Here is a 25,138-nt window from a genome sequence, read left to right as displayed (position 1 = left end):
CGGAAGGGGAATCCGTGACGACGCTCGCCGACGTCGCCGCTCTGGCCGGTGTGGCCAAGTCGACGGCATCCCGGGCGCTCGGGCGCCCCGATCTCGTCGCCCCCGAGACGGTCGCGCGCGTTCGCGCCGCCGCGGTGCAGCTCGGGTTCGTTCCGAATCGCGCGGCCAGTCACCTCGCCCGTGGCGACAGCGGCATCGTCGCCCTCGTCGTGCCGACCCTCGACAACGCCTTCTTCACGCCCATCATCGCCGGGGCGCAGGCCCGCGCTCGCGCATCCGACCTGCAGCTCACCGTCGCGGTGCACCCGCTCGACGACGCCGACGACATCGTGGACCTGGGGCGCCTCATGCGTCAGGTCGACGGATGCATCCTGGTCGCCCCGCGCGCGCCCGACGTTGTCGTGCGGGAGGTGGGCGCCTTCGGCCCGACAGTGCTCGTCGACAGGGAGGTCGCGGGAATGACCTCGCTCGTCGCCGACACCGCGCGCGCCTTCGCCGACCTCGCCGCGCGCTTCGCGGACGACGGGCACCGGGCGATCGCCTACCTGGGCGGTCCGGAGGGATCGTGGCAGGATGCGCAGCGGAGCGCGGCGATCGACCGGGCGGTCGGCGACCGCGTCGCACTGACCCGACTGGGACCCTTCCCCGCGACCTTCGCGGCCGGGGTCGGTGCGGCCGATGCGGTGGTGACCTCGGGTGCGACCGCCGTGGTGCCCTATGCGACGTCGATCGGGCTGGGACTCGTCTTCGCGCTGAGGGCGCGGGGAGTCTCGTCACCCGGCGAGATCGTCGTGAGTGCCGAGCGCCTGGTCGCCGAGGCCATCGGGGCCGACGAGGTGCCGGCGATCGACGTGGACGGCGACGAGCTGGGCCGCGAGGCGATGGCCGCGCTCGTCGATCTGCTCGCCACCGGCGCCGACGCCGGCGAACGACGCCGCCTCGACGTGGCGGTGCACTGGCCCGAGACCACCCCGGTCTGACGCATCCCGGGCCGGTGCGGGTCGCCGCTCAGATGAAGTCGGCCGTCGCCGCCTGAGCGATCGTCCGCTCGCGCACTTCGTGCTCGTACAGCACCGACGCCTGGTTGACCCCGACCGGTCGTCGCACGAGTTCGCCCACGCGCCGTCGCACGAGCTCGGCCGGGGTGTCGGCGGCGACGACGAGCACCGTCACGTCGACATCCGCTCCGCGCTCGCACGCGAAGCGCTGCAGCAGCGAGAACGCCCACCGCTGCAGCCGGTGATGTATGCGCACCGGGAGCGGGAGGGGCGCCTGCACCACGGCGACGACGTGCGGCCCGGCGGCGCCGGTGCCCCACACGGCGAGTTCGGCGGTGTGCAGCAGGCAACCGGGTTCCGATGAGGATGACACCGTCGAGCGACGACGGCGAGGGCGTATCCATGTCTCCTGATTTTGAGATAACGCACGTCCGCCCGGTCGAGACGCCGGCAGGGCGAGCTCGACCGGGCGGACCGGCATCGTCGTCAGATCTTCCGAGCGACCGGATCGACGCCCTGACGACGGCGACGGATCACCACGGCGAGCGCCCCGGCACCGAGCAGACCCGCACCCGCCACGAGCAACGCCCAGACCTCTGCGGTACCCGTGCGCGCGAGCTGGTCGCCGGTCGGCTGCGCGGCGGGCGCAGGGTTTCCGCTCGCCCCGCCGCCCGTGCTCGCGGGGGCACCCGACGAGGGCGAGCCGCCGGCGTCGCCGGATCCGGGCGCGTCGGCCACCGTGAACGACAGCGGCTCGGAAGCCGACGCCGACGCGGTGTCGGTGCGGTCGAACACCGCCTTCACGACGTACGTCCCGGCCGGCAATCCGTCCGGAACGTCCAGCTGAGCGCTGCCGTCGACGAGCGTGGCCGAGGCGAGGACGCGCTCCGTCTGGTCGAAATCGGTCGCGGCCGGCACGACCACCAGGTGCACCGTGCCCTCGCTCGCGCCGTCGACGGTCGCCGTGAAGCGTAACGCGCCGCCCGCGGTGAGCGTCGAACCGCCGTCGAGCGTGACGGTGGTCGAGGTGGGAGTCAGCACCGCGATGTCGACGTCCAGCAGCCGACCCGAGCCTTCGCCCTCCGCCTCGGCGGCCCGCACACCCCGCGCGGCGTCCGCCGGGATCTCGACCTCGACCGTCGCCGTTCCGCTGGCGTCCGCGACGACCGAGGCGATCTCCTCGCCCGCGAGGGTGAAGCGGACGGTCTCACCGGCGCGGAAACCCGACCCGGTGAGGGTGACGGAGCCGCCCGGGGCGACCTCCGTCTCAGACGCGGAGAGCCGGCCCGGGGTGAGCGCGGCCGCGAGCTCCGCGCAGGCATCCCCCTGCACTCCGACCGGGGCGAGCTCGGGGCTGTCACCCGTCACGCCGTCGTCCTCCCGCACGGAGAGCCGTCCGAACGCGTCCGCCCCCATCACGGCATCCGTCGAGTTCGTCGCACTGATGACGAACGACGAGGTGGGGGTGGCCGACGCGGTGTCGTTGCCGACGATGGGGACGGTCACGGTTTTGCAGATCTCCCCTGGGGCGAAGACGACCTTTTGCGAGGCCGACGACACGACACCGTTGCCCAGCACGCTGAACCACGCGGTCACCGTCGCCGAGTCGGCGTGATTCAGCGCCACCGCCACCTGCGCGGTACTCGGACCGTCCGTCTCCTCCACGATCGTCGACCCGACGCCCACCGTGGTCCGCTTGCGGACGTCCGCGGCGATGCTGGTCGGGGTGTCGAAAGCGAGGTCGGAGAGGTAGAGCCCACCCGCCCCGGTGCCGTCGGCGCCGACCGCGGCCGAGAAGCGCACCTCGCGGACGTCGGTGAGGTCGACCCCCAGGTCGGAGAGCGGGATCGTCACCTGCTGCAGCACGAACTTGTTCAGCACGGCTTGAGACCCGCCCGGCATGCGGTTGACGGCGAGTGGGTTAATGTCCGACACGGCGCGGCTGAAGACGCGGCCGGAACCGTCGACGACGCTGACCACGACATCGGTGCCCGAGGTAACCGTGCGGTCGGGGGCCATCTTCACCGTGAGCTGCGACCGCTTCGACACGTCGCGCGGGCCCGGCGGCAGCGACACCCGCAGTTCCCCGGTGCTCGGGGTCGCCGGATCGGTCCCGCCGCTCCACACGAACCGCGTGACGGGCGTGGCCTCGACGTTCAACCCGAACCGCGCCGGCGTCCAGTGCGGCACGCGAGCCGACCCGATGTCGCGGGTGGTGCAGTACGGCATGGCCGGCGGGATCGACGACGACGTCTCGGCGTTCGCACACACCTGGGCGGAGGCCGCACCGGTGGTGCGCATTAGGGTGCTCGGCGAGGCGAAGTCGGTCACCAGACTCGTCGCCGACCCGGGCTGCGCCGCCATGACGCGCACGTCCGCGAAGGCGGTACGCGGCGTCGACGGCGTGGTCGACCCGTCGAACAGCGACTGGAACTGCTTCTCGTGCCCCATCGTCATGCGGAAGAAGCCCGTCATGTACGACACGCCCACCTGGTACTGATCGGCGGCGGTGAGTCGGGTGGAGTCGGTCGTCGAGCAGCTCGAGGTGAGGTCTTTCGTGCTCCAGTCGTCGCCGGTCGCGTAGGGGTACTTCCCGGGCGTCCAGACGGAGTTGAAGAAGTTGTGGTTCGCCCCCATCACCCACACCGCCGACCGCAGCACGTCGTCGCCGAAGGCGTGACGCGAGTCGTCGACGAAGTGCTGGCCCTGTTGATTGACCACGTCGCCGTCGCAGTACGGCAGCACCACGCTCATCGGAACGTCGGGCACGGTCATACGGCCGAAGTCGACGGGCGCCAGGGGCAGAACGGCGGTGATGCCGAACGGCTGGGTCCGCGCCGCGTTCAGGGTGACCGCCGCGGTCACGCCCTCACCGCCTCGGGAGTGCCCCATGATCCCGACGTCGTCCAGGTCGAAGCGGCCGGCGAGGCTCGCGGCCGTCACCCCCGCCGCCGCGGTCGCCGGTGCGTCCGTGCGGGTCGTGGCGTAGGCGAGCGCCTGATCGAGCGTGCGCGTCACGGTGGTCGACGACCCCTGCGCGTCGGGCCAGCTCACGTCGTCGTACGAGACGGGTCGACCGGCGTCGACGGCCGCGAGCATGTCGAGGGTGTCGAGCACGAGCTGCCCGCGTGCGCGCGCGCCGAAGTCGAGGGCGAACGGGTTGTCGTTGGCGTTGATCGCGTTCGCGGCGATCGACACGACGTTGTAGCCGTGCGAGGCCAGGGCGCGCCCGGTCCCCTCGTAGCCCTGGTACGACCGCACGTTCACCTGGCTGGGGTCGCACGGCCAGCGCAGGGTGTTCGCCGTTCCGGTCGCGCACCAGGCGTGGCGGCCGTGCAGCAGGATCACGGTGGGGCGCTCACCCGGGGCGTCGGTGAGGTACATCTTGCCGGTCATCTCGCCCCGGATGCCGCCGATGCCCTGCAGCGCGATGGCGCGGTCGCCGAAGTCGTACTCCACCTCGGTCACGGAGTTCGGCCCCGGGTCGGCGGGGTCGTCCGCCCCGGAGAACGTCGTCGCCCGCGGGGCGGCCTGCTCGTCGTCGGTGCGGGAGGAGATCTTCGCGGTCGGGTCCTCCGCCGCCTTGTCTCCTCCGCCGGAGGCCCAGCCCTTCTCGACGTCGTGCGCGGAGACGACGCGGGAGTCGGAGGTGGACACCGACAGGGTGAGCCCGTCGGCCGACTCGGTCGCGAGACCGATCGTCTCGCCGTCGACGAGAAGGGTCGGCGCGTCGCTCACGATGGGGAGCGGCTCGTCGAGTTCGTAGCTGACCAGGTAACCGCCCGGTGCGGAGGTGATGGACCAGTCGTCGCCGGAGGCGAGAACGCCTCCGGGCGGGGCGGCTGATGCCGCGGGGGCGAGGCTGAGGACGAGCGCGGACGTCAGGACGGTCGCCGAGAGGGCGGACCAGCGTGCGCGCGAGGACGCGAGTGATCGCATGAGGCTCCGATGCGGGTCGAGTGCGGGATTCGGGTGGCGCATCGCACCGATCGGTCGGTACGCCCCGTCAGGGTAGGGTCCGACCCGACGCCGTCCGGGGCCCGCTGCACTCCCGCGGACGCCACCACCGAGACGCGGCGGGAGCCGCTTCACCGCCCGGCAACGCGGCGAAACAGGGGAATCACCTCGGAACCCACCCCTGACGCGCACGAGAGCGTTCCGCCCGAGCGCGGCGAAGCGCTACCGGCCGCCTACCGCTCGCGGTGGCGCCGCACCTCGATCGCGCTGAGCAGCATCGCCGCCCCCGAGAACACCACCGACACCGAGAGGGCGAGGGTGAGCGCGTCGGCGAAGGGAACGGCATCCGGTGCCGGAGTACCCGAACCGCCCGCACGGGCCGCGGTCCCGACGGCGAGCACGAAGCTCGTGCCCAGCACGGTCTGGCCGATCGACGATCCCACGCGCTGCGCGGTCTGCACGACGCCCCCGGCGACCCCGCCGCGTCGGGGGTCGACGTCGGCGAGGGTCAGCGTCTGGTTGGGCGTGACGATCGCGCCGCCCGCGACGCCGAGCACGAACAGCGGCACGCACAGGCGCAGGATCACGGTGACCGGATCGGTCGCGTCGGCCGCCGTCTGCACCAGCACGCCGAGGATCACCGTGACGGTCGTGAAGACCGCGACCGCGCCCACGAGCAGCGGGCGCCCCACCCGCGAGACGAATCGACCGGCGACGGGTGCGCCGACCACCGATCCGATCGCGTACGCCGTGACGCCGAGGCCCGACTGCAGCGCGGTGAAGCCGAGTCCGTCCTGGTAGTACAGCGCGAGCACGAGGGGGATGCCGGTGTTGCTGCAGAAGAAGACGATCGCGAACACGACGCCCGTGACGAACGAGCGCACGCGGAACAGGCGCAGGTCGAGAAGGGGCCCGGCATCCGCCCTCGCCAGACGCGCCTCGTGCCGCACGAGCCCGAACAGGAAGACCGCCGCCGGAATCAGCAGGAGCAGCATGAGCGGGCCCCCGCCCTGACCGGTCTCGACGATCGGGAACAGCAGACACAGCACGCCGGCGCCCAGCAGCACCGCCCCGAGCACGTCGACGCGCTGACCGGATGCCGCGGCCACGGGCTCGTCGGCGGGAACCCACCGTCGGGCGAGCAGCACCGCGGCGACACCGACCGGCACGTTGATGAAGAACACCAGGCGCCAGCCGATCTCCGTTCCGCCCGCCGAGATCAGCAGCCCCGCGATCACCGGGCCGAGGGCGGTGCCCGCGCCGACCGTGAGTCCCAGGCGCCCGAAGGCCCGGCCCCGCTCCCACGCCGGGAACGCGTTCTGGATGAAGCCCGAGACCTGCGGCCCCATCATGCCGCCGAACAGCCCCTGCACCACCCGCGCCGCGATCAGCAGGCCCGCGTTCGGTGCGAGACCGACCGCGGCGCTCGCGATCACGAACCCGAGCACGGCGATCGTGAAGATGCGCCGCCGCCCCCACCCGTCACCCAGTCGTCCGCCGATCACCGGCACGAGCGCGAACGCGAGCACGTACCCCGTCACGATCCACTGGAGTTCGCTGGCATCCGCCCCGGTCGAGCGCCCGATCGACGGCAGGGCGACGTTGGTCACGCTGACGTCGAGCAGGGCGGCGAACTGCCCCATCAGCATGACCGAGAGCGCACGCCATCGACGCGGGTCGGGAGCGGGGGCGGATGCCGTCACGAGGCGCCGCGACTCAGTTCGCCGTGCGCAGACGCAGGAAGGCCTCGGCGATCCCTCGGTCCACGGCATCCGGAACGGGGTGCACCCCGGTGGCGACCTCGCCCCGCGCGACGGCGGCCAACGAGCGCGCCTGCAGCGTCAGCCCGAGGTCCATCGCCTCGATCGGATTGCCGAGCCCCGCGACGAGGTTGACCATGTTGGTGTCGGCGATCACGTGCACCGCGCGGTCGCCGGGCAGGGCGTAGGTCGCGTGGAATCCCTCGGTGGCGACGGGCCGGCCGAGCGCGGCCAGATCCATCTCCCACGGGTGATGACCGACCCCGGCGATGATGAGGCCGTGCGGGAGGTGCGCGATCTGCGCGGCCCCGAGCACCCCGGGTGCCCCGGTGGCGAGGAAGACGAACCGGGCCTGCGCGAGCGCCTCGTCGAGCCCGGCGACGATGAACCCCTCGAGCGACGCCTCGAGGGCGCGGTAGGGATCCGTGTCGACCACCGTCGCGACGGCACCCAGCTGGCGCAGGGTGTGCGCGGTCCCCCGCCCGCACGGACCGAACCCGATGACCGTCGCCCGCGAGCCGGGGATCATGAGGTTCGTCGCGCTCATGAACGCCTGCACCACCGACTGGCCGACGCCGAAGCGGTTCTCGACCAAGAGCTTCAGCGGACTGTCGTTGATGACGAGGATCGGATGCCGCACCTCGTGCTCGCGACGGCGCAGGACGATGCCGCCGGTCGTCGTCTCTTCGGTCCCGCCGCGCAGGTGCTTGGCGGGGTGACCGTCGAGCACGCCGCGGAACAGGTCGCCGCCGTTGTCGAGGATGAGGTGCGGGTCGCTCGCGAGCACCGCGGCGACGCGCGGGGCGTCGTCGTCGCGGGCGGCGTGCACGGTGACACCGCGATCCCGCAGGTCGGCGACGGTGTCTTCGCGGGTGGTCCCGGGAGAACCGGTGAGCGAGACCTGTGCTCCGGCCTCGACGAGCAGGCGCACGAGCACCGCCGTCTTCGGCTCGATGTGCAGGCACATCGCGATGCGCAGGCCGTCGAACACCGGCGCGAGCTCGCGGACGGCCTCGCGGGTGAGGGGCATGTGCGCGTCGGCCCATTCGAGGCCGGGCGCGGGAGGGGTGGGGTAGGTACGGGTGGTCATGGCGATCCGATCAGTGAGGGGTGGCGAAGAACGACACCCGCGTCACTGATAGAGCTCGGACCGGTAGGAGTGGTCGCCGAAGATCGGGGCGGGGTGGGACCCGCCGCCGTGACCCGCGGCGATCGACATGCGCTGAGCCTATGCCCGCGAGCGAAGGGGGAGGGCTTCGGAGCTCAGAGAGCGCGAAGCTCCCACCACAGCGACGTCGACTGACCGGGCTCGAGCAGGCGCAGATCCACCCCGGAGCGGAGGGCGTCGGGTGGACAGGTCGACGGTTCGACGGCCACCGCGTGCCGGTACTCCCCCGCGGGTCCGTGGTCGGCGGTGTAGACCTGCAGCCAGGGCGAGCTGCCGTCGACCCGCAGCTCGACGCCCGTCCCGTCGGCCGGATCGACGAGAGAGACCCGGACGAGCCCCTCGTCGTCCTGTCGCAGCGCGGTCAGGGCGTTGTTGACGACGCGCGCCCCGATCGGCTGAGCGCGGCGGAGGTCGAACGGCGTTCCCTCGACCGGCACCCGACCGATGGGCAGCATCCTGTCGTCCGACACCATCATCACCTCGTCGGCGGGGACCGTGAGGACCCACCGGTCGATCGCCGACGGCACCGCAGGACCTGCGACCAGGGAGGGGTGCGCTCCGAGCCCGACGGGGGCGCGCTCCTCCGACTCGTTCGTCGCGGTGATCCGTTGCTCGACGCCCTCCTCGGACACGACGATCGAGACCTCCAGTCGCACCCGCCAGGGGTAGCCCGAGGGTCGATCGATCACCGTGCTCAGCACGGCGGATCGATCGGTCCGCGCGGCGACGTCGAACAGCGTTCGCGTCACGAGGCCGTGCACGGCCGTCCGGGTCGTCGGTTCGGTGATCCCCAGCTCGTGCGTCCGTCCGTCGAACTCGTAACGACCGTCCGCCGTCCGGTTCGGCCACGGCGCGAGCACCGCTCCCCTCATCGACGGGTCGAACCCCGGCGGCCGCTCGGCGATGAGGTTGCGACCCCGACGTCGCGCGGAGCGCAGCGCGGCGCCGAACGGGGTGACGACGGCCTCGTAGTGCCCCGCCGTCAGAACGACGTCGTCGATCATCCCCTCTCGTCCTCGCGGTGGAACAGCAGCAGCTCGGGCAGGCTCGTCGCGAAGTAGTCGGTGACCCCGTCGTCGCGGACGGCGGCGGGAGCGACGTAGCGCGGGCGCGCCTCGCCCAGAGACGGCGGCGGGTCGGCGGGCGCGAGACCGAGCGCGGCGTTGGTCTGGTCCCACGCGGCCAGCGCGCGCCCCTCGCCCCCTTCCCACGGGTGGAAGGCCCGACCGAGCAGGATGCCGCGTGCCTCCCCCGCACGTCCCTCGGAGGTCAGCAGCGTGACGTATTCGATGGTGAGGTCGTCGCGGGTCAGCACGACCTCGCGCCGTTCGTCGAGCACGGCGAGACGATCGGCCGTCGAGTGCCCCAGCTTGGCCGCCAGCTGATCGCGTTCGAAGAGCAGCCGCGCGTCGTCGGGGGCGGTCCGCGTCGCCTCCTCGTAGAGGTTCCACGCCGCGTCGTCGTCGCGGGCGACGGTGAACTCCGCGATCGCGGCGTTGCGCAGCAGCACCACGTCGCGAAGGCCCCGCTCGATCGCCTCGCGCCACCGCGCCAAGGCGTCCTCGCGCCGTCCTTGACCGTAGAGCAAGTTGCCGAGAAGGAAGCGGGCGACAGCGTCGGAGTCGTCCGCCGCGATCGCGGCGCCGAGGGCGTCGAACGCGGCGAGTCCGTGCGGGAACGCCCACGTCAGATCACTGCGGCGGGCCGCCGATCGCGCCGCGGCGGCCGCATCGGTCTCGCCCCGCTCGTGGAGAGCGGCCGCGGCGAGATAGTGCGCGAGGGGGATGACGTTCCCCGCCGGGCAGACCGGGAGGGCCACGACCCGGGCGAGGACTCCGAGAGCGTCGTCCACCTCGCCCAGATGGAGGAGGTCGAGGGCGGTGTCGAGCAGCAGACCGGGGTCGTCCGTACCGGGCGCGCCCGAGAGGTGCCGCGCGGTGGGGTTCAGGGGCTCGACCGCGAGCACCTCGCGCAGGACGAGGTCGGCCTCGGTCGCCCGCTCCGCGCGGCGCAGGAGCACGGCCCGCAGTACCTCTCGACGGCTGTCGTACGCTGCGACCCCGTCGAGCGAATCGAGAACCCGCAGGGCCGCCCGGGTACGACCCCGGCGCGCGAGCGACGACCCCAGCTCGAAGCCGGCGGCCGCCGCCCACGTGCCGTCCCATCCGGCTTTTCCGAAGGCGCGCTCCGCGTCGATGGGCCGCCCCAGTCGCTGCAGGATCAGCCCCCCGAGGTAGAAGGCCTCGGCATCCGTCGGGTTCGCGTTGCGACGCGTGAGCCGACTCACGGCGGTCTCGACGTGCCGGAGCGCCTCGGCGTACTCGCCCGAGCGGTATCGCGCGTCGCCCAGCGCCAGGTTGACGCGCACGTCGCCGGGATCGCGGTCGAGGGCCGCCTCCCAGTACGGGAGCGGAGAGCGCGTCGGATGCCGGAACTGGCTCAGGTGCAGACCCGTGAGGTACAGCTCCTCCACGGTGTCGATCTGCGCGGGGAGCGGGGGTTCGTCGGCCACCCACGGTTCGGCGTCGTCGACCATCGAGGGCGTCCACCGCACGAGGCTCACCCCGTCCGCCGAGCGCAGCTCGACCTCGAGCGCTCCCTCGGCGGGCCCCTCCCACACGATCTCCTCGACGGTTCCCGGATGCAGATCCGCCCGCCGCTCCGCCACGACACGGCCGTTCACGACGATGCGCATCACCGCCGCCGGCTGCGGCGACGTCACGGCGAAGACCGCTCGCACCCCCTCGGCGCGGTCGACGTGCACCGCGGCGTCGGGGGTCGCCTGATGGGCGGGTCCCAGGGCGGGGATCGGATACCAGTACTGCGAGAACGTCTTCGTCTCGCCCGGCAGGAGCCAGCTGAAATCCGGTTGATTGTCGGTGTAGACGCCCGCCATCAACTCCACATACGGACCGTCTTCGTCGGTCAACTGCGCATCCCAGGCGTGGCCGAAGGGAGCGTCTCCCCACGTCCACTGCTTCTTTCCGGGTGAGATGCGGCGCTCCGCCCAGTGGACGAAGCCCGCCCCCGCGCCGTGGTCGTACCCGCCGAAGAAGTCGTCCTCCGAGTCGACGATCATGTACGAGGTCGGCACGGGGATGTTCCGGTAGAAGTCGATGCGGTCGGCCGCCGGGACCGCCTCGGGCGCGGCCGCGGCGAGCGCGGCGTAGTCGACACCGTAGTAGGGCCGGTCCGCGCGGGGGAACGCCGTCAGAGCACGACGCGCGTGATCGGCGACGTAGCGCACGTCCTCGGGGAAGAACGACTGGTAGTCGTCGTTGACCCGAGCGGCGACGTTCGCCCACCAGAGGAAGGTCTGACGCTCGCTCGTGCGGTTGTGCAGGCGCACCGCGACCTCCACGACCGTGCTGCCGGGGCGGATCCGCACGCCGTGCTGCGCGGCCATGCGCGTGAAGGGGTCGTGGTCAGCGCACCATACGATGACCGAGCCGTCGTCACCGTGCTCGATCGACGTCTCGACGGGCAGGTGGGTCGCCGGTCGATGGTGCTGCGGCCAGTTGAACTCGACACCGCCGCTGACCCACGGGCCGGCGAGGCCGACGAGGGCGGGCTTGATGACGTTGTTGCGATAGAAGAAGTCGTAGTCGGTGGTCTTGTCGTAGGCCACGTGGATGCGACCGCCGAGCTCGGGGAGGACCACGAGACGGAGGTACTCGTTCTCCAGATGCACGGCCTGCCACTGCCGCGCCCGCGGCTCGTCCGACACCCGCTCGATGAACGGCAGCGGATAGACCTTGCCGCTAGAGCCCTGGTACACGCGATGGTCGAGGAACATCGGGTACTCACTGGGCTCGTGGGCGTCGTACGTGCGGATGGTGAGCGGCTCGTCCCACGCGATCGCCCGCCCCTCGGCCAGCTCGTCGCGCAGGGCGCTCGGGGCGTCGGGGAGCTCGATCTCGGCCGGCCCGGGCGCGGTGGAGGTCTCGGGGTGCATGGTCATCGGACGCCTCCTCGGCGAGCAATAGGGTGTTCCACATGAGTGAGTCGGGGCCGATCGCCCTTGCGCCGGAGGGCGACGACGTCTCGGGACTGATGGAGGGTTTCGCGAACCAGCGCTTGTGCGTGGTGCCGCGTCCCCTCGTCGAAGAGGCCATCGGTCGCGCCGGGACGCGGCAGCTCCTCGTCACCGACGCGGGCTACTTCCCCCGCGCGCGGCGCCATCGCCGCCGGCGGGCGCACGGCACGTCGGAGACGATCGTGATCCTCTGCGTCGCGGGCAGCGGCACGGTGACCGTGGACGGCCAGAGCTTCGCCCTCGACGCCTCCGGGTGCGCGATCATCCCGCCCTACGTCAGCCACCACTACGCGGCGTCCGACACGGATCCGTGGACGATCTGGTGGATGCACGTCCGCGGTGCCGACGTGGCCGATCTGATCGGTTCGGTGCTCCGCGCGCAACAGCCGGTCGTGGTGCTGAAGTCGGTGGACCGCATCGCCGCGCTGTTCGACGAGCTCGTCGAGACGATGGAGCAGCGGCCCTCGCCGATCCACCTGCTCGCGGCATCCGGAATCGCCTGGCACCTGCTGACGCGACTCGCCGCCGACAGCCGGCTCCCCGCGACCGGCTCGCCCCTGGAGCGCGCCATGCGCTACCTCGAGGCCCGCGTGGAAGGTGCCATCTCGGTGCCGGAGCTGGCCGCCATCGTGGGCGTCTCCCCCTCGCATCTGAGCGCGCTGTTCCACCAGGCCACCGGCGGCGGACCGGGTGCCTTCCACACATCGCTGCGCATGAGCCGGGCCCGGACCCTGCTCGACACCACGACGATGCCCATCGCCGACGTGGCGGTGGCGGTGGGGTACGCGGACCCGCTGTACTTCTCGCGTCATTTCCGGCGCATGCACGGCGTCAACCCCTCCACCTATCGTTCGCAGCACAAGGGATAGATCGGGACTCGGCATCCGTCGGCGTCAGCCGGGGATCCCGATGCGACGCTCGCCGGAGCGGAGCTGCTGGATGACCACGGCGATCACGAGCAGCGTGCCCTGCGCGACGTTCTGCCAGAACGTGTTCACGCCCAGCAGCGTCATGCCGTTGGTGAGCACGCCGAGCAGGATCACCGCGAGGATCGTTCCGGCGGTCGCGCCCTTGCCGCCCTTGAGCGCGGCACCGCCGAGGGCGGCGGCCGTGATCGCCTGCAGCTCGAGCCCCTCGGAGCCGGAGATCGGCTGACCCGAGCCGGTTCGGGCGGTGATGAGCACGCCGGCGATGGCCGCGACGGCGCCGGTCACCATGTAGACCCCGATGATGTACCGGTTGATGTTGATGCCAGCGAGGCGGGCGGCGATGTTGTTGCCGCCCACCGCGTAGATGTTGCGACCGATGGTCGTGTACCGCAGCACGAGGTGGGCGACGACCGCGACGATGACCAGCACCCAGATGAGCGTCGGCACGCCGAGCACCGCTCCGCGGGCGAGGAACACGAAGAACGGGTCGGCCCCGGTGTAGCCCTGCGCGCGACCGTCCGAGATCAGCTGGGCGACGCCCTTGAACGCCGCGAGGGTCGCGAGGGTCGCGATCACGGGGTTCACGCGGCCGAACACGATGATGCAGCCGTTCACGAGACCGCAGACCACGCCGATGGCGACCGCGCCGACCACCCCGACCAGAGCGGACGACGTGGCGGTGAACAGCATCGCCGAGGTCACCGAGGTGAGTCCCGCGATCGATCCGACCGAGATGTCGAGCGCGCCGAGGATGATCACGATCGTCTGCACGACCGCCAGCAGGCCCACGATGGCGACCGCCGTCCCGATCACGCGGAGGTTCGCGATGGTGAAGAAGAGCGGATTCTGGATGCCGATGACGGCGACGACCAACGCGATGGCGATGATCAGCGAGATGTTCTGCACGCCGACCGTCGCGACGAAGCGCTTGGCCGGGGAGACGGTGTGGGTCTCGGGTGCGTCCGCGCGAGCCGGCGCGAGGGGGGCGGTAGACACGGAGGGGTCCCTTCGGGGTGAGGAGGTCATGCGGAGATGTCGTTCATCGCGAGCGCGAGGATGCGCTCCTCGGTGGCGTCTTCGCGGTCCAGCTCGCCGGCGATGCGCCCGTCGGCCATGACGTAGATGCGATCGGAGACGCCGAGGATCTCGGGGAGCTCGCTCGAGACGACGATGACGGCGACACCCTGGTGGGCGAGTTCGTCGATGATCGCGTAGATCTCCGACTTCGCCCCGACGTCGATGCCGCGGGTGGGTTCGTCGAGCAGAAGCAGTCGGGGCTTCGTCGCGAGCCACCGTGCGAGCACGACCTTCTGCTGGTTGCCGCCCGACAGGTTGCCCACCAGCTGCTCGGAGGAGGGGGTGCGGATCCGCAGCCTCTGGATGTACTCCTGGGCGAGCGCGCGTTCGGCACGACCGCGCACGAAGATCCAGCGGGCGAGAGACTTCAGCACGACCAGGGCCGCGTTGTCGCGCACCGACCTCTGCAGGAGCAGGGCCTCGGCCTTCCGCTCCTCGGGCGCGAAGCCGATGCCGGCGCGGATGCTGTCGGAGGGTTGGCGGATGCTACGGACCTCGCCCGAGACGACGATCCGGCCCGCGGTCGCGGGGTAGTCGCCCGCGATGGTCTTCATGAGCTCGCTGCGGCCGGCGCCGACGAGGCCGGCGACCCCGACGACCTCTCCGGCCCGCACGGTGAGATCGACGTCGGTGACGTGCTCGTTGCCGACGCCGATGAGCTCGAGCACCGTCTCGCCCAGGGCGGCACGGTCGCGGTGGAAGAACTTCTCGAGGTCGCGGCCCACCATCATGCGCACGAGGTCGTCGTGATCGGTCTCCGAGACCCGCTTGGTCCCGACGAAGGCGCCGTCGCGCAGCACCGTGATCCTGTCGGCGAGTTGAAAGATCTCGGCCATGCGATGGGACACGTACGCCACCGCCACGCCGTCGTCCTGGAGCTGTCGGATGAGGGAGAAGAGCAGCGCCACTTCCTCGTCGCCGAGTGAGGAGGTGGGCTCGTCGAAGCAGATGATGCGCGGGCGGCTGACGACCGCACGCATGATCTCCACGAGCTGCCTCTGCGCGGGCGAGAGGTCGGAGCCGAGGGCGTCGGCGCGCAGGGCCCGATCGAACCCCCAGCGGCGCAGCTCCGTACGCGTGCGCTCGATGAGGGCGCGTCGGTTGAAGCCGACTCCCCCGAGGTCGCCGACGAAGATGTTCTCGGCGACGGAGACCGCGGCGATGATCTCCGGTTCCTGGGCGATGACGCGTAGGCCCGCTCGTCGCGCGTCCGAGGGGTCGGAGAACTCGACGGGCCTCCCGTCGATCTCGAGGCTGCCGCCGTCGGGACGGTAGTCGCCGTTCAGGATCTTGAGCAGGGTGGACTTCCCCGCACCGTTCTCCCCCATGAGCGCGGTGACCTCTCCCGACCGCAGCTCCACTTCCACTCCCCGGAGGGCATGGACCGGGCCGAAGTTCTTCGAGATCCCCGCCGCGCGCAGCGCGATGCTTTCCTGACTCACCGTCGTCCTCTTCTCACGTCGTCGTGGCACCGGTGATGGAGGCGGCGCTCCGCCGCCTCCATCCGTCGTCGGGTCAGGTGCAGACGACGCCCTTGGCTTCCCAGTTGCTCGCGTCGACGATCTCGGTGTTGGCGATCGACTGGGGCGGCAGGGCGGTGCCGTTGCGCAGCAGGTCGATCATCGAGTTCGCGGCGGCCTTGCCGACCTCGACGCCCGAGATGAACAGCGCGGCCTTGTTGCCCGTCTGCTGACCGGCTTTCCAGTCCTTGCAGGTCAGGTAGGCGCCCAGGCCGACGCCGATGATGTTGTCGGCGGCGACGCCCGAGTTCTGCAGGGCCGTCACGACGCCCGTCTCGCTCTCGTCGTTGCAGCCCCACACGACCCAGTTGGTCACTCCGGCGTTCGCCGTGATGACGGCGCCGGCCTTGTCCTGCGCGTCGGTCGCCGAGTTGTCGGTGCCGACGTCGATCACCTCGGGGCCGTCGGAGATCGCCTCGGTGAAGGCGCTCTTCGCGCCGTCGACGCGCTGCTGGCAGACGGTGAGGTCCTGCTTGTATGCCGACAGGATGCGGGTGTTCGCCGCGGTCCATCCGGCTTCCTCGTACAGCCGGGCGGCTTCGGCCCCGACCTTCTCGCCCATCGAGGTCCCGTCGAAGCCCGAGAACGGCGCAGCGTTGCCCGCGGCGTCTTCGATCGTGTCGTCGGCCGCCATGATCGGAATGCCGGCGTCCTTCGCCAGCTGGATGACCTGGGGGCCGATCTGCTGGTCGGGGACGACGATGATGATCCCGTCCACCTGCTGGGCGATCGCCGCCTCCACCTCGGAGATGGCCTTGTTCGAGTCGGTGCCGAGGTCGACGGCGTTGATCGTGACGTCCCCCGCCGCCTGCGCGGCCTCCTTGGCGCCGTTCGCCTCGTCGATGAAGTACTGCTGATCGCCCTGCTTCTGCAGGAAGGCGATCGTGAGGGGGCCGTCCTTCGGGCCGGCGGCGGCGCCCGAGTCGGGTGACGCGGTCTCCATGCCCGAGCTGCAGGCGGTCACGGCGGCCAGGGCCAGGACGGCGATGGCCGCTCCGACCACCCCGGTCGCGCTCATGCGAACTGTCTTCTTCGTCATCCGCGTTCCTTATCTCCATTGATCGCCGGTCGCGCGACCGGGCGGGATGTTCCTCGCTCACGCTACTGGGGCCCAGGCGCGTGATCAGAGGACGATCGCCCACCCGACATGGACGATTCGACGATCGGAAGGATCCTCGCGCTGCAGCATTCCCCGAAGCGGCGCCGCCGCCGACGCGGTCCGCGATCGCCGGGCACGCGCAGCGGTCGCTACGCTCCTTCTGTCGATCATGCGATCGGCGCCCCCACACCCGGAGAACCCCGATGACCAACAGCACTCCCGGCCGCATGCACGAGGTCACCGACGAGACGCGCGCGATCGTCGACATGGTGCTTGACTACTCCCGCACCCGCCTGCTGTCGGAGGACACCCCTCTCGACAAGCCCCTCCCCGCCGCCGAGCTCACACGTTTGGCAGGTCGCACGATCGACGAGGCCGGCATCGGCGCGCGCAAGGCCCTCGGGGTGTTCGAGCACGTGCTGGCGCCGGCCTGCATCACGACCGACGACCCGCGGTACCTGTCGTTCATCCCGAGCGCGCCGACGAAGGCGGCGGCCGCGTTCGACCTCGTCGTGTCGGCGAGCGCCCTGTACGGCGGATCGTGGCTCGAGGGTGCGGGCGCGGTGCACGCCGAGAACGAGGTGCTGCGCTGGCTCGCCGCCGAGTTCGGCCTGCCCGCCGGAGCGGGCGGGGTGTTCGTGCAGGGCGGCACCCTCGGCAACCTGTCGGCGCTCGTCGCAGCGCGCGAGGCCGCTCGGGATCGATTCGCGGATGCCGGCACGCCGCGCCCCGACGCGTGGCGCGTGGTCTGCAGCGTCGAGGCGCACTCCTCGATCGCCTCGGCCGCGCGGGTGATGGACGTCGAGGTCGTCGGCGTGCCCGTGGGCGAAGACGGCGTGCTGCGCGGCGATGCCGTGCGCGCGGCCCTCGACGAGTACGGCGAGAGCGTCTTCGCCGTCGTCGCGACGGCCGGCTCGACCAACTTCGGCATCGTCGACGACATCGCCGACATCGCCCTCGCCATCGAGGGGACCGACGCGTGGCTGCACGTCGACGGCGCTTACGGCCTGACGGGCATGCTGTCGCCCCGCGCCCGGCACCGCTTCGCCGGGGTGGAGCACGCCGACTCCCTCGTCGTCGACCCGCACAAGTGGCTCTTCGCGCCGTTCGACGCGTGCGCCCTGATCTACCGCGACCCCGAGCTCGGTCGCCGCGCGCACACGCAGCACGCCGAGTACCTCGACACCCTCACCGAGACAAGCGACTGGAGCCCGTCCGACTTCGCCGCGCACCTGACCCGCCGCGCGCGCGGACTCCCCCTCTGGTTCTCGCTCGCCACCTACGGCGCCGCCGTGTACCGCGAAGCCATCACGGCCGCCATCGACCTCGCCGAACGCATCGCCGACGAGATCGAGCGCCGCCCCGAGGTCGCGCTGGTGCGACGCCCGCAACTCGGCGTCGTCGTCTTCGAGCGCGTGGGATGGGACAAGCCCGACTACGACCGCTGGTCGGCCCGCCTGCTCGACGACCAGCACGCGTTCGTCACGCCGTCGAGCCACGCGGGCCGCGTCAACGCGCGCTTCGCGATCCTCAACCCGCGCACGACCTTCGACGACCTGGTCGGGATCCTCGACACGATGGCCTGAGGCCGGGCCCGGCGCCGCGCGGGCCGGGCGGGAGCACACGACCGCGGGGAACATCGACCGTTCGCCGCCGCCACACGTCATACCGCGCGCACAACCGCGGGGATCATCGACGACACGCCGCCACGCGGCGACCGCGGCGGCGTGTCCGGCGAACATCCCGCGGTTGTGTCCGCGACCGACGCCCGAGCACGCGCCGAGGCAATGAAAAAGCCCCGGGCGACCGGGGCTTCATCCGTAGCGGGAGCGGGGCTTGAACCCGCGACCTCACGATTATGAGTCGTGCGCTCTCACCAACTGAGCTACCCCGCCGCACGGCATCCGGTATTCAGAAGTGGATGCCTTGAGCCCCGAGTCAGGATTGAACTGACGACCCCTTCCTTACCATGGAAGTGCTCTGCCACTGAGCTATCGGGGCGTACCCGGATCGCTCCGGGCAACTAGAAGAGAATATCAGATCGCGACACTCTCACACGAATCGAGGGTCACCCTCCGGCGTGCTGACGCAGCCACGCGATCGGGTCGATCGGCGTGGTGCCGTTCTGCAGGATCTCGACGTGGGTGTGCGCACCGAACGAGCGTCCGGTGTTGCCGGTGCGGCCGAGGAACTGGCCCACGTGCACCTTCTCGCCCTGCGTGACCTGGAGCGAGCCGTACTGCATGTGGCCGTAGCGGCTCGAGACGAGCTGTCCGTCGATCTCGTGGTCGATCAGCACGGTGACGCCGAAGGCGCCGCCCTGCTCGGTGGCGATGCGCACGGTGCCGTCGGCGATGGCCTGCACGGGCGAGCCTTCACCGGGGACGAAGTCGGCGCCCTCGTGGAAGCCGCCGTCGCGCATGCCGAAGCCGTACGAGATCGACACACCCACGGCGAAGGGCCACTGGATGGGCGCCGTCGGGTCGTTGGTGTAGAAGTCGGAGGGCCGCGTGATGCCCGAGTCGAGCGCCATCTTGGTGTACGTGGTGGCGGAGTATCCGTCATCGGCACGGTCGACCGCGGCCGACTGCGCCTGGGCGGGCGCGACGTAGGCCTGGATGTCGTTCGCACCGGATGCCGCGACGTCGCCGGCGACGGCGAGACGCGTGGTCGCGACCTCGGGGGCGGCGACATTGTCGGTGCCGGCCGCCGACGCGAGAGCGCTGACCGGCATGGTCATGCCGACGGTGAGCAGACCCACGACGCCCATGACGCCGACCGAGAACGAGGTCGCGGCGATGCGACGGGCGGTGCGGCGCGAGCGGGGAGCCGCAGCGGCGGGGAGGCCCTCCGACACCGGCTCGGCGGCCGGGGCGACCGGCGCGGCCTGCTGGGTGGGGGTCTCGCCGGTGAAGGCGAACAGGCGGGCCGCCGAAGCGAATTCGTCGGCGACGTCGTCGGCGGGGGCCGAGACGGAGGCCGCGACCTCGGGCTCAGCGGCATCCGGAGTCTCGACGGGCTCGGAGTCGGCGACCGAAGCGTCGACGGCGGAGTCGATGATCACGGCGTCGGCGACGGGGCGACGGCGCGAGCGGCGCGAGACGGGGAGCGTGATCGGCGAGGTCGGGAGGCTGACCGGCGTGGTCGCGGCGTCGCTGTCGGCGCTCTGCAGGATCACGGCGACGTCATCGGAGCGGTGCTCCTCGACGACGGTGACCTCGAGCGCATCGGCGGGATCCGCTTTCTCGACGAGGGCGTCGGACGCGGGGAGGGTCGGCTCGATCGTGGCGGCGATCACCGTCTCGACGACGGCGGCGGCGACGGCCTCGACCATCGCGGGCTGGCTCGCGGACTCGGCGTCGACGGGGGCCGGATCGGCCGCCTTCTGGTCGGCGGAGGCCGGGGCGTCGAGGGTGGCGACGCTCGCTGCCCGGCGACGCATCTCGGCTCGAGTGAGCCGGGGTTCTGCATCGGGGGCGCTGGCGGGGAGGGGGCGACGAGACCGTCGGGTGACGGCGGGCTCAGTCTCGGAGGCTTCAGACGGCAACGCGGAAGGGGCTCTCGTGTCGTGTCGCAGGCGCGACGGCTTCGGGCTTCGGGGCTTGACCATCTCCGCAGGTTCGGGTTGCGGAAGATAACGAACTGGTAAACACCCTACCCCGACGGGTCTGTGAATGCCATGAAAGGTGCCCGACTCACCTCGCGTAATCGAGCAGCGGCTCGAGGCGACCGAAGAATCCGGGCCCTGCCGCGATGACCATGCCGTTGCCGGGACGCCCGCCCGGCGCGCCGCCGACCGTGCCGCCGGCCTCTTCGACCAGCAGGGCGCCCGCCGCGTGGTCCCACGGGTGGGTGCCGCGCTCGTAGTACGCGTCGACCCGCCCTGCGGCCACCGAGGCCAGATCGAGCGAGGCCGCACCGATGCGGCGCACGTCGCGCGCGATCGGCATGACGCGCGACAACTGGGCCAGGGCGGGTCCGTGCGTCTCGGGGTCGTAGCCGAAGCCGGTCGCGACGAGACCACCGGCGGGTCCGACCTCGCTGACCGACAGGCGCTGGTCGCCGAGCCACGCTCCCCCGCCGCGCGACGCGGTGAAGAGCTCCCCCGTGACCGGGTTGAAGACGGCCCCGGCGAGCGCCGTCCACGACGCGGTCTCGGCCGTGCCCTCGACCGCGGCGATGCTGACCGCCCATGCGGGGATGCCGTAGGCGTAGTTGACGGTGCCGTCGATCGGGTCGACGACCCACGTGATGCCGCTCGTGCCCTTCTCGGCGCCCGACTCCTCGCCGAAGAACCCGTCGTCGGGCCGCTCGCGCGCGAGCTCCGCACGGATGAACGCCTCGACCTCGCGGTCGGCGGCGGTGACGATGTCGGCGGCGGCCGATTTGGTGGCGGCGACCGTCACCCCCTCCCGGCGGCGACGGTGGGCCAGTTCGCCGGCCTCCCGGGCGATACGCGTGGCGAGCTCGAGCAGATCCGCGGGAGAGGTCATGGCATCCACGCTACTGCGCCACCCCCTCGGCCGATTTCTTCGCCGTCGTTAGCGTGGGCTCATGACCGCCTCGGATTCTCGCCAGTACGACGTCGTCATCGTGGGGGGCGGGCACAACGCCCTGGTCTCCGCGGCCTATCTCGCGCGCGCCGGGCGCCGCGTGGCGGTGATCGAGAGGGCGGATGCCGTGGGCGGAGCCGCCGTGTCGGAGAGACCCTGGCGCGGAGTCGACGCCCGCCTGTCGCGCTACTCGTACCTCGTGAGCCTGCTGCCGCAGCAGATCATCGACGACCTCGGCCTGCAGATCACCTTGAAGCGCCGGCGGTACTCGTCGTACACGCCCGACCCGGCGGACCCCTCGCGCGGGATCCTCGTCGACACCCACGACGCCGAGGCCACGGCCGCGTCGTTCACGCGCGCGCTGGGCGACGACGGTGCCGCCGAGGCCGAACGCTTCTCGGCCTTCGGCGAGCGCCTGGCGCCCCTCGGCCGCGCGGTCTTCCCGACCATGACCGAGCCCCTGCCCACCGCCGACGAGGTGCGCGAGCGTCTCGGCGACGACGAGCTGTGGGAGGCCCTCACGAGCCGCCCCCTCGGCGACCTCCTGCGCCGGTCGCTGCAGAGCGACCTCGTACGCGGCATCGCCCTCACCGACGGCCTCATCGGCACCTTCTCGACATCGGACGACCCCTCGCTCGCGCAGAACCGGTGCTTCCTCTACCACGTGATCGGCGGAGGGACGGGCGACTGGGACGTTCCCGTCGGCGGCATGGGCGCCGTGACCGCCGAGCTCGAACGCGCCGCCCGCTCATTCGGTGTCGAGATCTTCACCGGCGTCGAGGTGGTCTCGATCAGCCCCGACGGCGAGGTGCACACCATGACCGACCGCTCCGAGGTCTTCCGCGGCGACCTCGTGCTCAGCGGGGTCGGACGCGCGGTGCTCGACGGCCTGCTCGCGGCCGGTGGCTCCGCCACGATCGGCGGCAACGAGCCCGAGGGAGCGCAGGTCAAGGTGAATATGCTCCTCTCGCGCCTGCCGCGCCTGCGCGACGTATCGGTGACGCCGGAGGAGGCGTTCTCGGGCACGTTCCACGTCAACGAGACCATGACACAGCTCGATGCCGCCTACGCCGCGGCATCCGGAGGTCTCGTCCCCGACCCGCTGCCCGTCGAGATCTACTGCCACTCGCTGACCGACCCGTCGATCCTCGGCGAGGAGCTGCAGGCGTCGGGGGCGCAGACGCTCACGATGTTCGGCCTGCAGGTGCCGCACCGCCTGCTCGACGACACCGACCCCGTCGCCGCGGGAGCGCGCCTGCTGGCCGCGGCGCAGGCCTCGCTCGACTCCGTGCTGGCCGAGCCGCTGCGCGACTGCATCCACCGTGCCCCCGACGGGCGCCTGTGCATCGAGGCGCGCACGACGACCGACCTCGAGCGCGCGCTGAACATGGCCGGCGGCGACATCTTCCACGGGGCGCTGTCGTGGCCGTGGCTCGAGGCGCCCGCCTCGACGCCGGCCGAGCGGTGGGGTGTCGCGACCCCTCACCCGCGGGTGCTGATGTGCGGGTCGAGCGCCCAGCGCGGCGGCGCGGTGAGCGGCATCGGCGGGCAGAACGCGGCGATGGCGGCGCTGGAGATGCTCGGCGGCTAGCTCGTCGCCGCACGGGCGGTCGCGATGATCGTCTCGACCGCCCTCATCAGAGCGGGAGTCGAGGGCTCGGCGTACCCGAACACCAGGCCCGGCGGCAGCTCGGTCTCGGTTCCCGGCACCGCGTATCCCGCGAGGGGCGCCACCACGATGCCGCGGGCCGCGAGCGCTGCGACCACGCGGGTTTCCGCCTCGCGCGCGGAGCCGGGCAGCAGGACGACGGCGTGCAATCCCCCGTCGGTGGCCGTGAGCGTCACGCCTTCGACACCGGCGAACGCCTCGAGCATCAGCCGGCGCCGGTGGCGGTAGTCGCGGCGGCGCCGGGCGGTGTGGCGAGCGAGGGCTCCGTCGCCGAGGTACAGGGCCAGCGCCTGCTGCTGCACCTGCGAGACGGACGGATCGAGGTCGGCGCGCGCGGCCGCGAGGTGTTCGCGCCACGCCCCGGTCGCCACGATCCACCCGCAGCGCAGGGCCGGGGTGAGCACCTTCGACAGCGAACCGATCAGCACCACGTTCGCGGGATCGAGCAGGTGCAAGGGCGGCAGCGGCACGCGGCCGTGGGGGAACTCGCTGTCGTAGTCGTCTTCGACGACGACGGCTCCCGTGCGGGCCGCCCACGCGAGCAGACGGGCCCGGGCCGCGGCATCCAGCCGACTGCCGAGAGGGTAGTGGTGGTGCGGGGTGACGATCATCGCGTCGAGGTCGTCGCGCGCCTCGATGTCGTCGAGGTCGAGACCCGCGCCGAGTCGCACCGCGATCGGCACCGCCTCGACGCCCACGCGGCCGAGTAGATGCCGCACGCGGGGGTACCCGGGGTTCTCGATGCCGATCCGCAGCCGCGCCCCGCGGGGTTCGAGGGCGAGCACGGTGAGCAGCATCGCATCGCTCGTCCCCGCCGTCACGATGACATCGTCGGGGGCGACGTCGAGCCCGCGCGTGCGGCCGAGGTGCGCGGCGATCTGACGGCGCAGGGCGGGCTCGCCGAGCACGTCGGCCACGTCGGCGGCGACCTCGAGCGCACTCGCGCGCCGCCACGCCGAGCGCCATGCGGCGTCGACGATTCCCGCCGTCCCGGGCCGCCCCGGACGCAGGTCGATCACGGCCGGGGCGGGCTCGGGTGCGGCGGCGACGGCCGGAAGAGACCGCGGCTCCGAGGGACGCACGATCTCGGCGACGACGGTGCCGCCGCCGGGCCGGGCCGTCAGGTACCCCTCCCCCGTGAGGATCTCGTAGGCCGAGACCACCGTGCCGCGAGCGAGCCCCAGGTCGGCGGCGAGGGCCCGCGTCGAGGGGACCGCCTCGCCGCTGGTCACCCGACCGGCGAGGATCGACGCGCGCAGGCTGTGGGCGAGCTGCTCGTGCAGGGGCGCGGGGGCGCCACGGTCCAGGCTGCCGACGTCGATCACGCGACGATTCTGTCACTGGTCCATTCAATCGGCGCAGAACCGGACTACGCACTGGGCCATCGGATGCTCTGCAATGGGGACATGACCGATCTCCCGCTCACCACCCTGACGCGCGTCCGCCGTGGGGCCCACCACCAGCGCACCGACCGCGCGGCCCTGTACGACGTGGTCGACACGGCCCTGTACGCCACCCTCGCGATCGTCCGCGACGACCGCCCGGTCGCCCTTCCGGTGGGCATCGGTCGCGACGGCGACGACCTCCTCGTGCACGGCTCGACCGGCAGCGACTTCTTCCGCCGCATCGCCGCGGGAGCCCCGGTGAGCCTGACGATCACGCACCTGATGGGCCTGAAGTACGCCCGCTCCCTGTTCGACAGCTCGATGCGCTATCGCTGTGCGGTGGTGCACGCCGTGGCATCCGTCGTCCCTCCCGAAGAGAAGGAGGCGGCCCTGCTCACCCTGTCGGAACACCTCATGCCGGGGCGCAGCGAAGACGTGCGACCCATGACCGCGCGCGAGATCGCCGCGACCCTGGTGCTGCGCATCCCGCTGGCCGAGGCGAGCGTGAAAGACAACGCGGGCTCGCTCGTCGAGGTCGACGACGACGGCGAGGATCGCTCCGTGTGGGCCGGGATGCTGCCGCTGCGGGTCGTCGCCGGCGACCCCGTCACCTCACCGCAGACGGTGGCGGGCACGCCGGTGCCGGAGTCGGTCCGCCGGGCCGCGCGCCGCGTCGCGGCCTCGGGCACGGCCTGAGCCCCTCGGGCTCCGCCGTCCTGCGGATGCGGGGCCCGACACGCCGCGGCCCCGCGCCCTGGGGCGGCGTGTCGCCCGCGGCATCCGCACGACGGCGGTCCCGTGCAGGGGACGACGACACGTCCCCGACGACTCCAGTCGAAAAGGCCCCACCCGTCGGGGACGACCGTCGTGCGGACGCCAGCCCCGACGCGCCGCGGCCCCGCGCCCTGGGCCGGCGTGTCGCCCGCGGCATCCGCACGACGGCAGTCCGGCACCGGTCCGCCACGGAAACGACGGACGGGGCCGCCC

Annotated in this window: 17 protein-coding genes and 2 tRNA genes; 5 read left to right on the top strand and 14 right to left on the bottom strand. The window is 72.0% G+C overall.

The window, feature by feature from the left end; translation table 11 throughout:
- Positions 1–14 precede the first annotated feature (14 nt).
- Positions 15–980: a LacI family DNA-binding transcriptional regulator gene (locus FS769_RS08990; RefSeq protein ID WP_144832632.1), complete on the top strand. Its 966-nt coding sequence runs from the start codon at positions 15–17 to the stop codon at positions 978–980.
- 28 nt (positions 981–1,008) lie between these two features.
- On the opposite strand, the gene FS769_RS08985 is transcribed toward FS769_RS08990, so the two are convergent.
- From FS769_RS08985 to FS769_RS08960, 6 genes are all read right to left on the bottom strand, one after another.
- Positions 1,009–1,371, bottom strand: a complete 363-nt coding sequence (locus FS769_RS08985; protein ID WP_144832627.1) for a hypothetical protein — start codon at positions 1,369–1,371, stop codon at positions 1,009–1,011.
- Positions 1,372–1,484: 113 nt separating this feature from the next.
- The gene (locus FS769_RS08980; protein ID WP_144832625.1) at positions 1,485–4,937 is read right to left on the bottom strand and encodes an LPXTG cell wall anchor domain-containing protein; all 3,453 of its coding nucleotides are present in this window, start codon (positions 4,935–4,937) and stop codon (positions 1,485–1,487) included.
- 251 nt (positions 4,938–5,188) lie between these two features.
- A complete protein-coding gene (locus FS769_RS08975; RefSeq protein ID WP_186325490.1) occupies positions 5,189–6,658 on the bottom strand; it encodes an MFS transporter in 1,470 nt (489 codons plus the stop codon).
- A 13-nt stretch (positions 6,659–6,671) separates the two neighbouring features.
- Complete coding sequence (locus FS769_RS08970) at positions 6,672–7,805, bottom strand: adenosylhomocysteinase (protein WP_144832620.1); 1,134 nt, start codon at positions 7,803–7,805, stop codon at positions 6,672–6,674.
- 173 nt (positions 7,806–7,978) lie between these two features.
- Positions 7,979–8,887, bottom strand: coding sequence for an aldose 1-epimerase family protein (locus tag FS769_RS08965; RefSeq protein WP_144832618.1), 909 nt, complete (start codon positions 8,885–8,887; stop codon positions 7,979–7,981).
- Positions 8,884–11,844: a DUF5107 domain-containing protein gene (locus FS769_RS08960; RefSeq protein WP_144832615.1), complete on the bottom strand. Its 2,961-nt coding sequence runs from the start codon at positions 11,842–11,844 to the stop codon at positions 8,884–8,886. The genes FS769_RS08965 and FS769_RS08960 overlap by 4 nt, the downstream gene beginning before the upstream one ends.
- Before the next feature lie 35 nt (positions 11,845–11,879).
- On the opposite strand from FS769_RS08960, the gene FS769_RS08955 reads away from it, so the two are divergent.
- Positions 11,880–12,788, top strand: a complete 909-nt coding sequence (locus tag FS769_RS08955) for an AraC family transcriptional regulator (RefSeq protein WP_230705053.1) — start codon at positions 11,880–11,882, stop codon at positions 12,786–12,788.
- Between the two features lie 24 nt (positions 12,789–12,812).
- On the opposite strand, the gene FS769_RS08950 is transcribed toward FS769_RS08955, so the two are convergent.
- The 3 genes from FS769_RS08950 to FS769_RS08940 all read right to left on the bottom strand — a co-directional run bounded on the left by FS769_RS08950 (position 12,813) and on the right by FS769_RS08940 (position 16,484).
- Positions 12,813–13,844, bottom strand: a complete 1,032-nt coding sequence (locus FS769_RS08950) for an ABC transporter permease (protein ID WP_222123918.1) — start codon at positions 13,842–13,844, stop codon at positions 12,813–12,815.
- 26 nt (positions 13,845–13,870) lie between these two features.
- Entirely contained in the window at positions 13,871–15,367 is a 1,497-nt protein-coding gene (locus FS769_RS08945; protein ID WP_144832609.1) for a sugar ABC transporter ATP-binding protein, read from the bottom strand.
- Positions 15,368–15,440: 73 nt separating this feature from the next.
- A complete protein-coding gene (locus tag FS769_RS08940; RefSeq protein ID WP_222123917.1) occupies positions 15,441–16,484 on the bottom strand; it encodes a substrate-binding domain-containing protein in 1,044 nt (347 codons plus the stop codon).
- Between the two features lie 263 nt (positions 16,485–16,747).
- On the opposite strand from FS769_RS08940, the gene FS769_RS08935 reads away from it, so the two are divergent.
- Complete coding sequence (locus FS769_RS08935) at positions 16,748–18,130, top strand: aminotransferase class V-fold PLP-dependent enzyme (protein WP_144832606.1); 1,383 nt, start codon at positions 16,748–16,750, stop codon at positions 18,128–18,130.
- Positions 18,131–18,365: 235 nt separating this feature from the next.
- Here FS769_RS08935 and FS769_RS08930 read toward each other — a convergent pair.
- The 4 genes from FS769_RS08930 to FS769_RS08915 all read right to left on the bottom strand — a co-directional run bounded on the left by FS769_RS08930 (position 18,366) and on the right by FS769_RS08915 (position 21,037).
- A tRNA-Met gene (locus FS769_RS08930) sits at positions 18,366–18,439 on the bottom strand.
- Positions 18,440–18,473: 34 nt separating this feature from the next.
- A tRNA-Thr gene (locus FS769_RS08925) sits at positions 18,474–18,545 on the bottom strand.
- A 67-nt stretch (positions 18,546–18,612) separates the two neighbouring features.
- Positions 18,613–19,986: a M23 family metallopeptidase gene (locus FS769_RS08920; RefSeq protein ID WP_144832603.1), complete on the bottom strand. Its 1,374-nt coding sequence runs from the start codon at positions 19,984–19,986 to the stop codon at positions 18,613–18,615.
- Positions 19,987–20,239: 253 nt separating this feature from the next.
- A complete protein-coding gene (locus FS769_RS08915) occupies positions 20,240–21,037 on the bottom strand; it encodes an inositol monophosphatase family protein (protein ID WP_144832600.1) in 798 nt (265 codons plus the stop codon).
- A gap of 61 nt (positions 21,038–21,098) precedes the next feature.
- On the opposite strand from FS769_RS08915, the gene FS769_RS08910 reads away from it, so the two are divergent.
- Positions 21,099–22,688 carry an NAD(P)/FAD-dependent oxidoreductase gene (locus FS769_RS08910; RefSeq protein WP_144832598.1) on the top strand — a complete coding sequence of 530 codons (1,590 nt, stop codon included), beginning with the start codon at positions 21,099–21,101 and terminating at the stop codon, positions 22,686–22,688.
- Here FS769_RS08910 and FS769_RS08905 read toward each other — a convergent pair.
- Positions 22,685–24,091 (bottom strand): PLP-dependent aminotransferase family protein, encoded by a 1,407-nt coding sequence (locus FS769_RS08905; protein ID WP_144832595.1) that lies wholly within the window; start codon positions 24,089–24,091, stop codon positions 22,685–22,687. The genes FS769_RS08910 and FS769_RS08905 overlap by 4 nt on opposite strands.
- A gap of 81 nt (positions 24,092–24,172) precedes the next feature.
- Here FS769_RS08905 and FS769_RS08900 point away from each other — a divergent pair, with 81 nt between their 5' ends.
- Positions 24,173–24,847, top strand: a complete 675-nt coding sequence (locus FS769_RS08900; RefSeq protein ID WP_144832592.1) for a pyridoxamine 5'-phosphate oxidase family protein — start codon at positions 24,173–24,175, stop codon at positions 24,845–24,847.
- The last annotated feature ends 291 nt before the right edge of the window (positions 24,848–25,138 follow it).

Source organism: Microbacterium sp. BH-3-3-3, assembly GCF_007679045.1.
Taxonomy (GTDB): Bacteria; Actinomycetota; Actinomycetes; order Actinomycetales; family Microbacteriaceae; genus Microbacterium; species Microbacterium algihabitans.
Note: the sequence above shows the minus strand (reverse complement) of the source record. Positions and strands in the feature narration are given on the sequence as shown.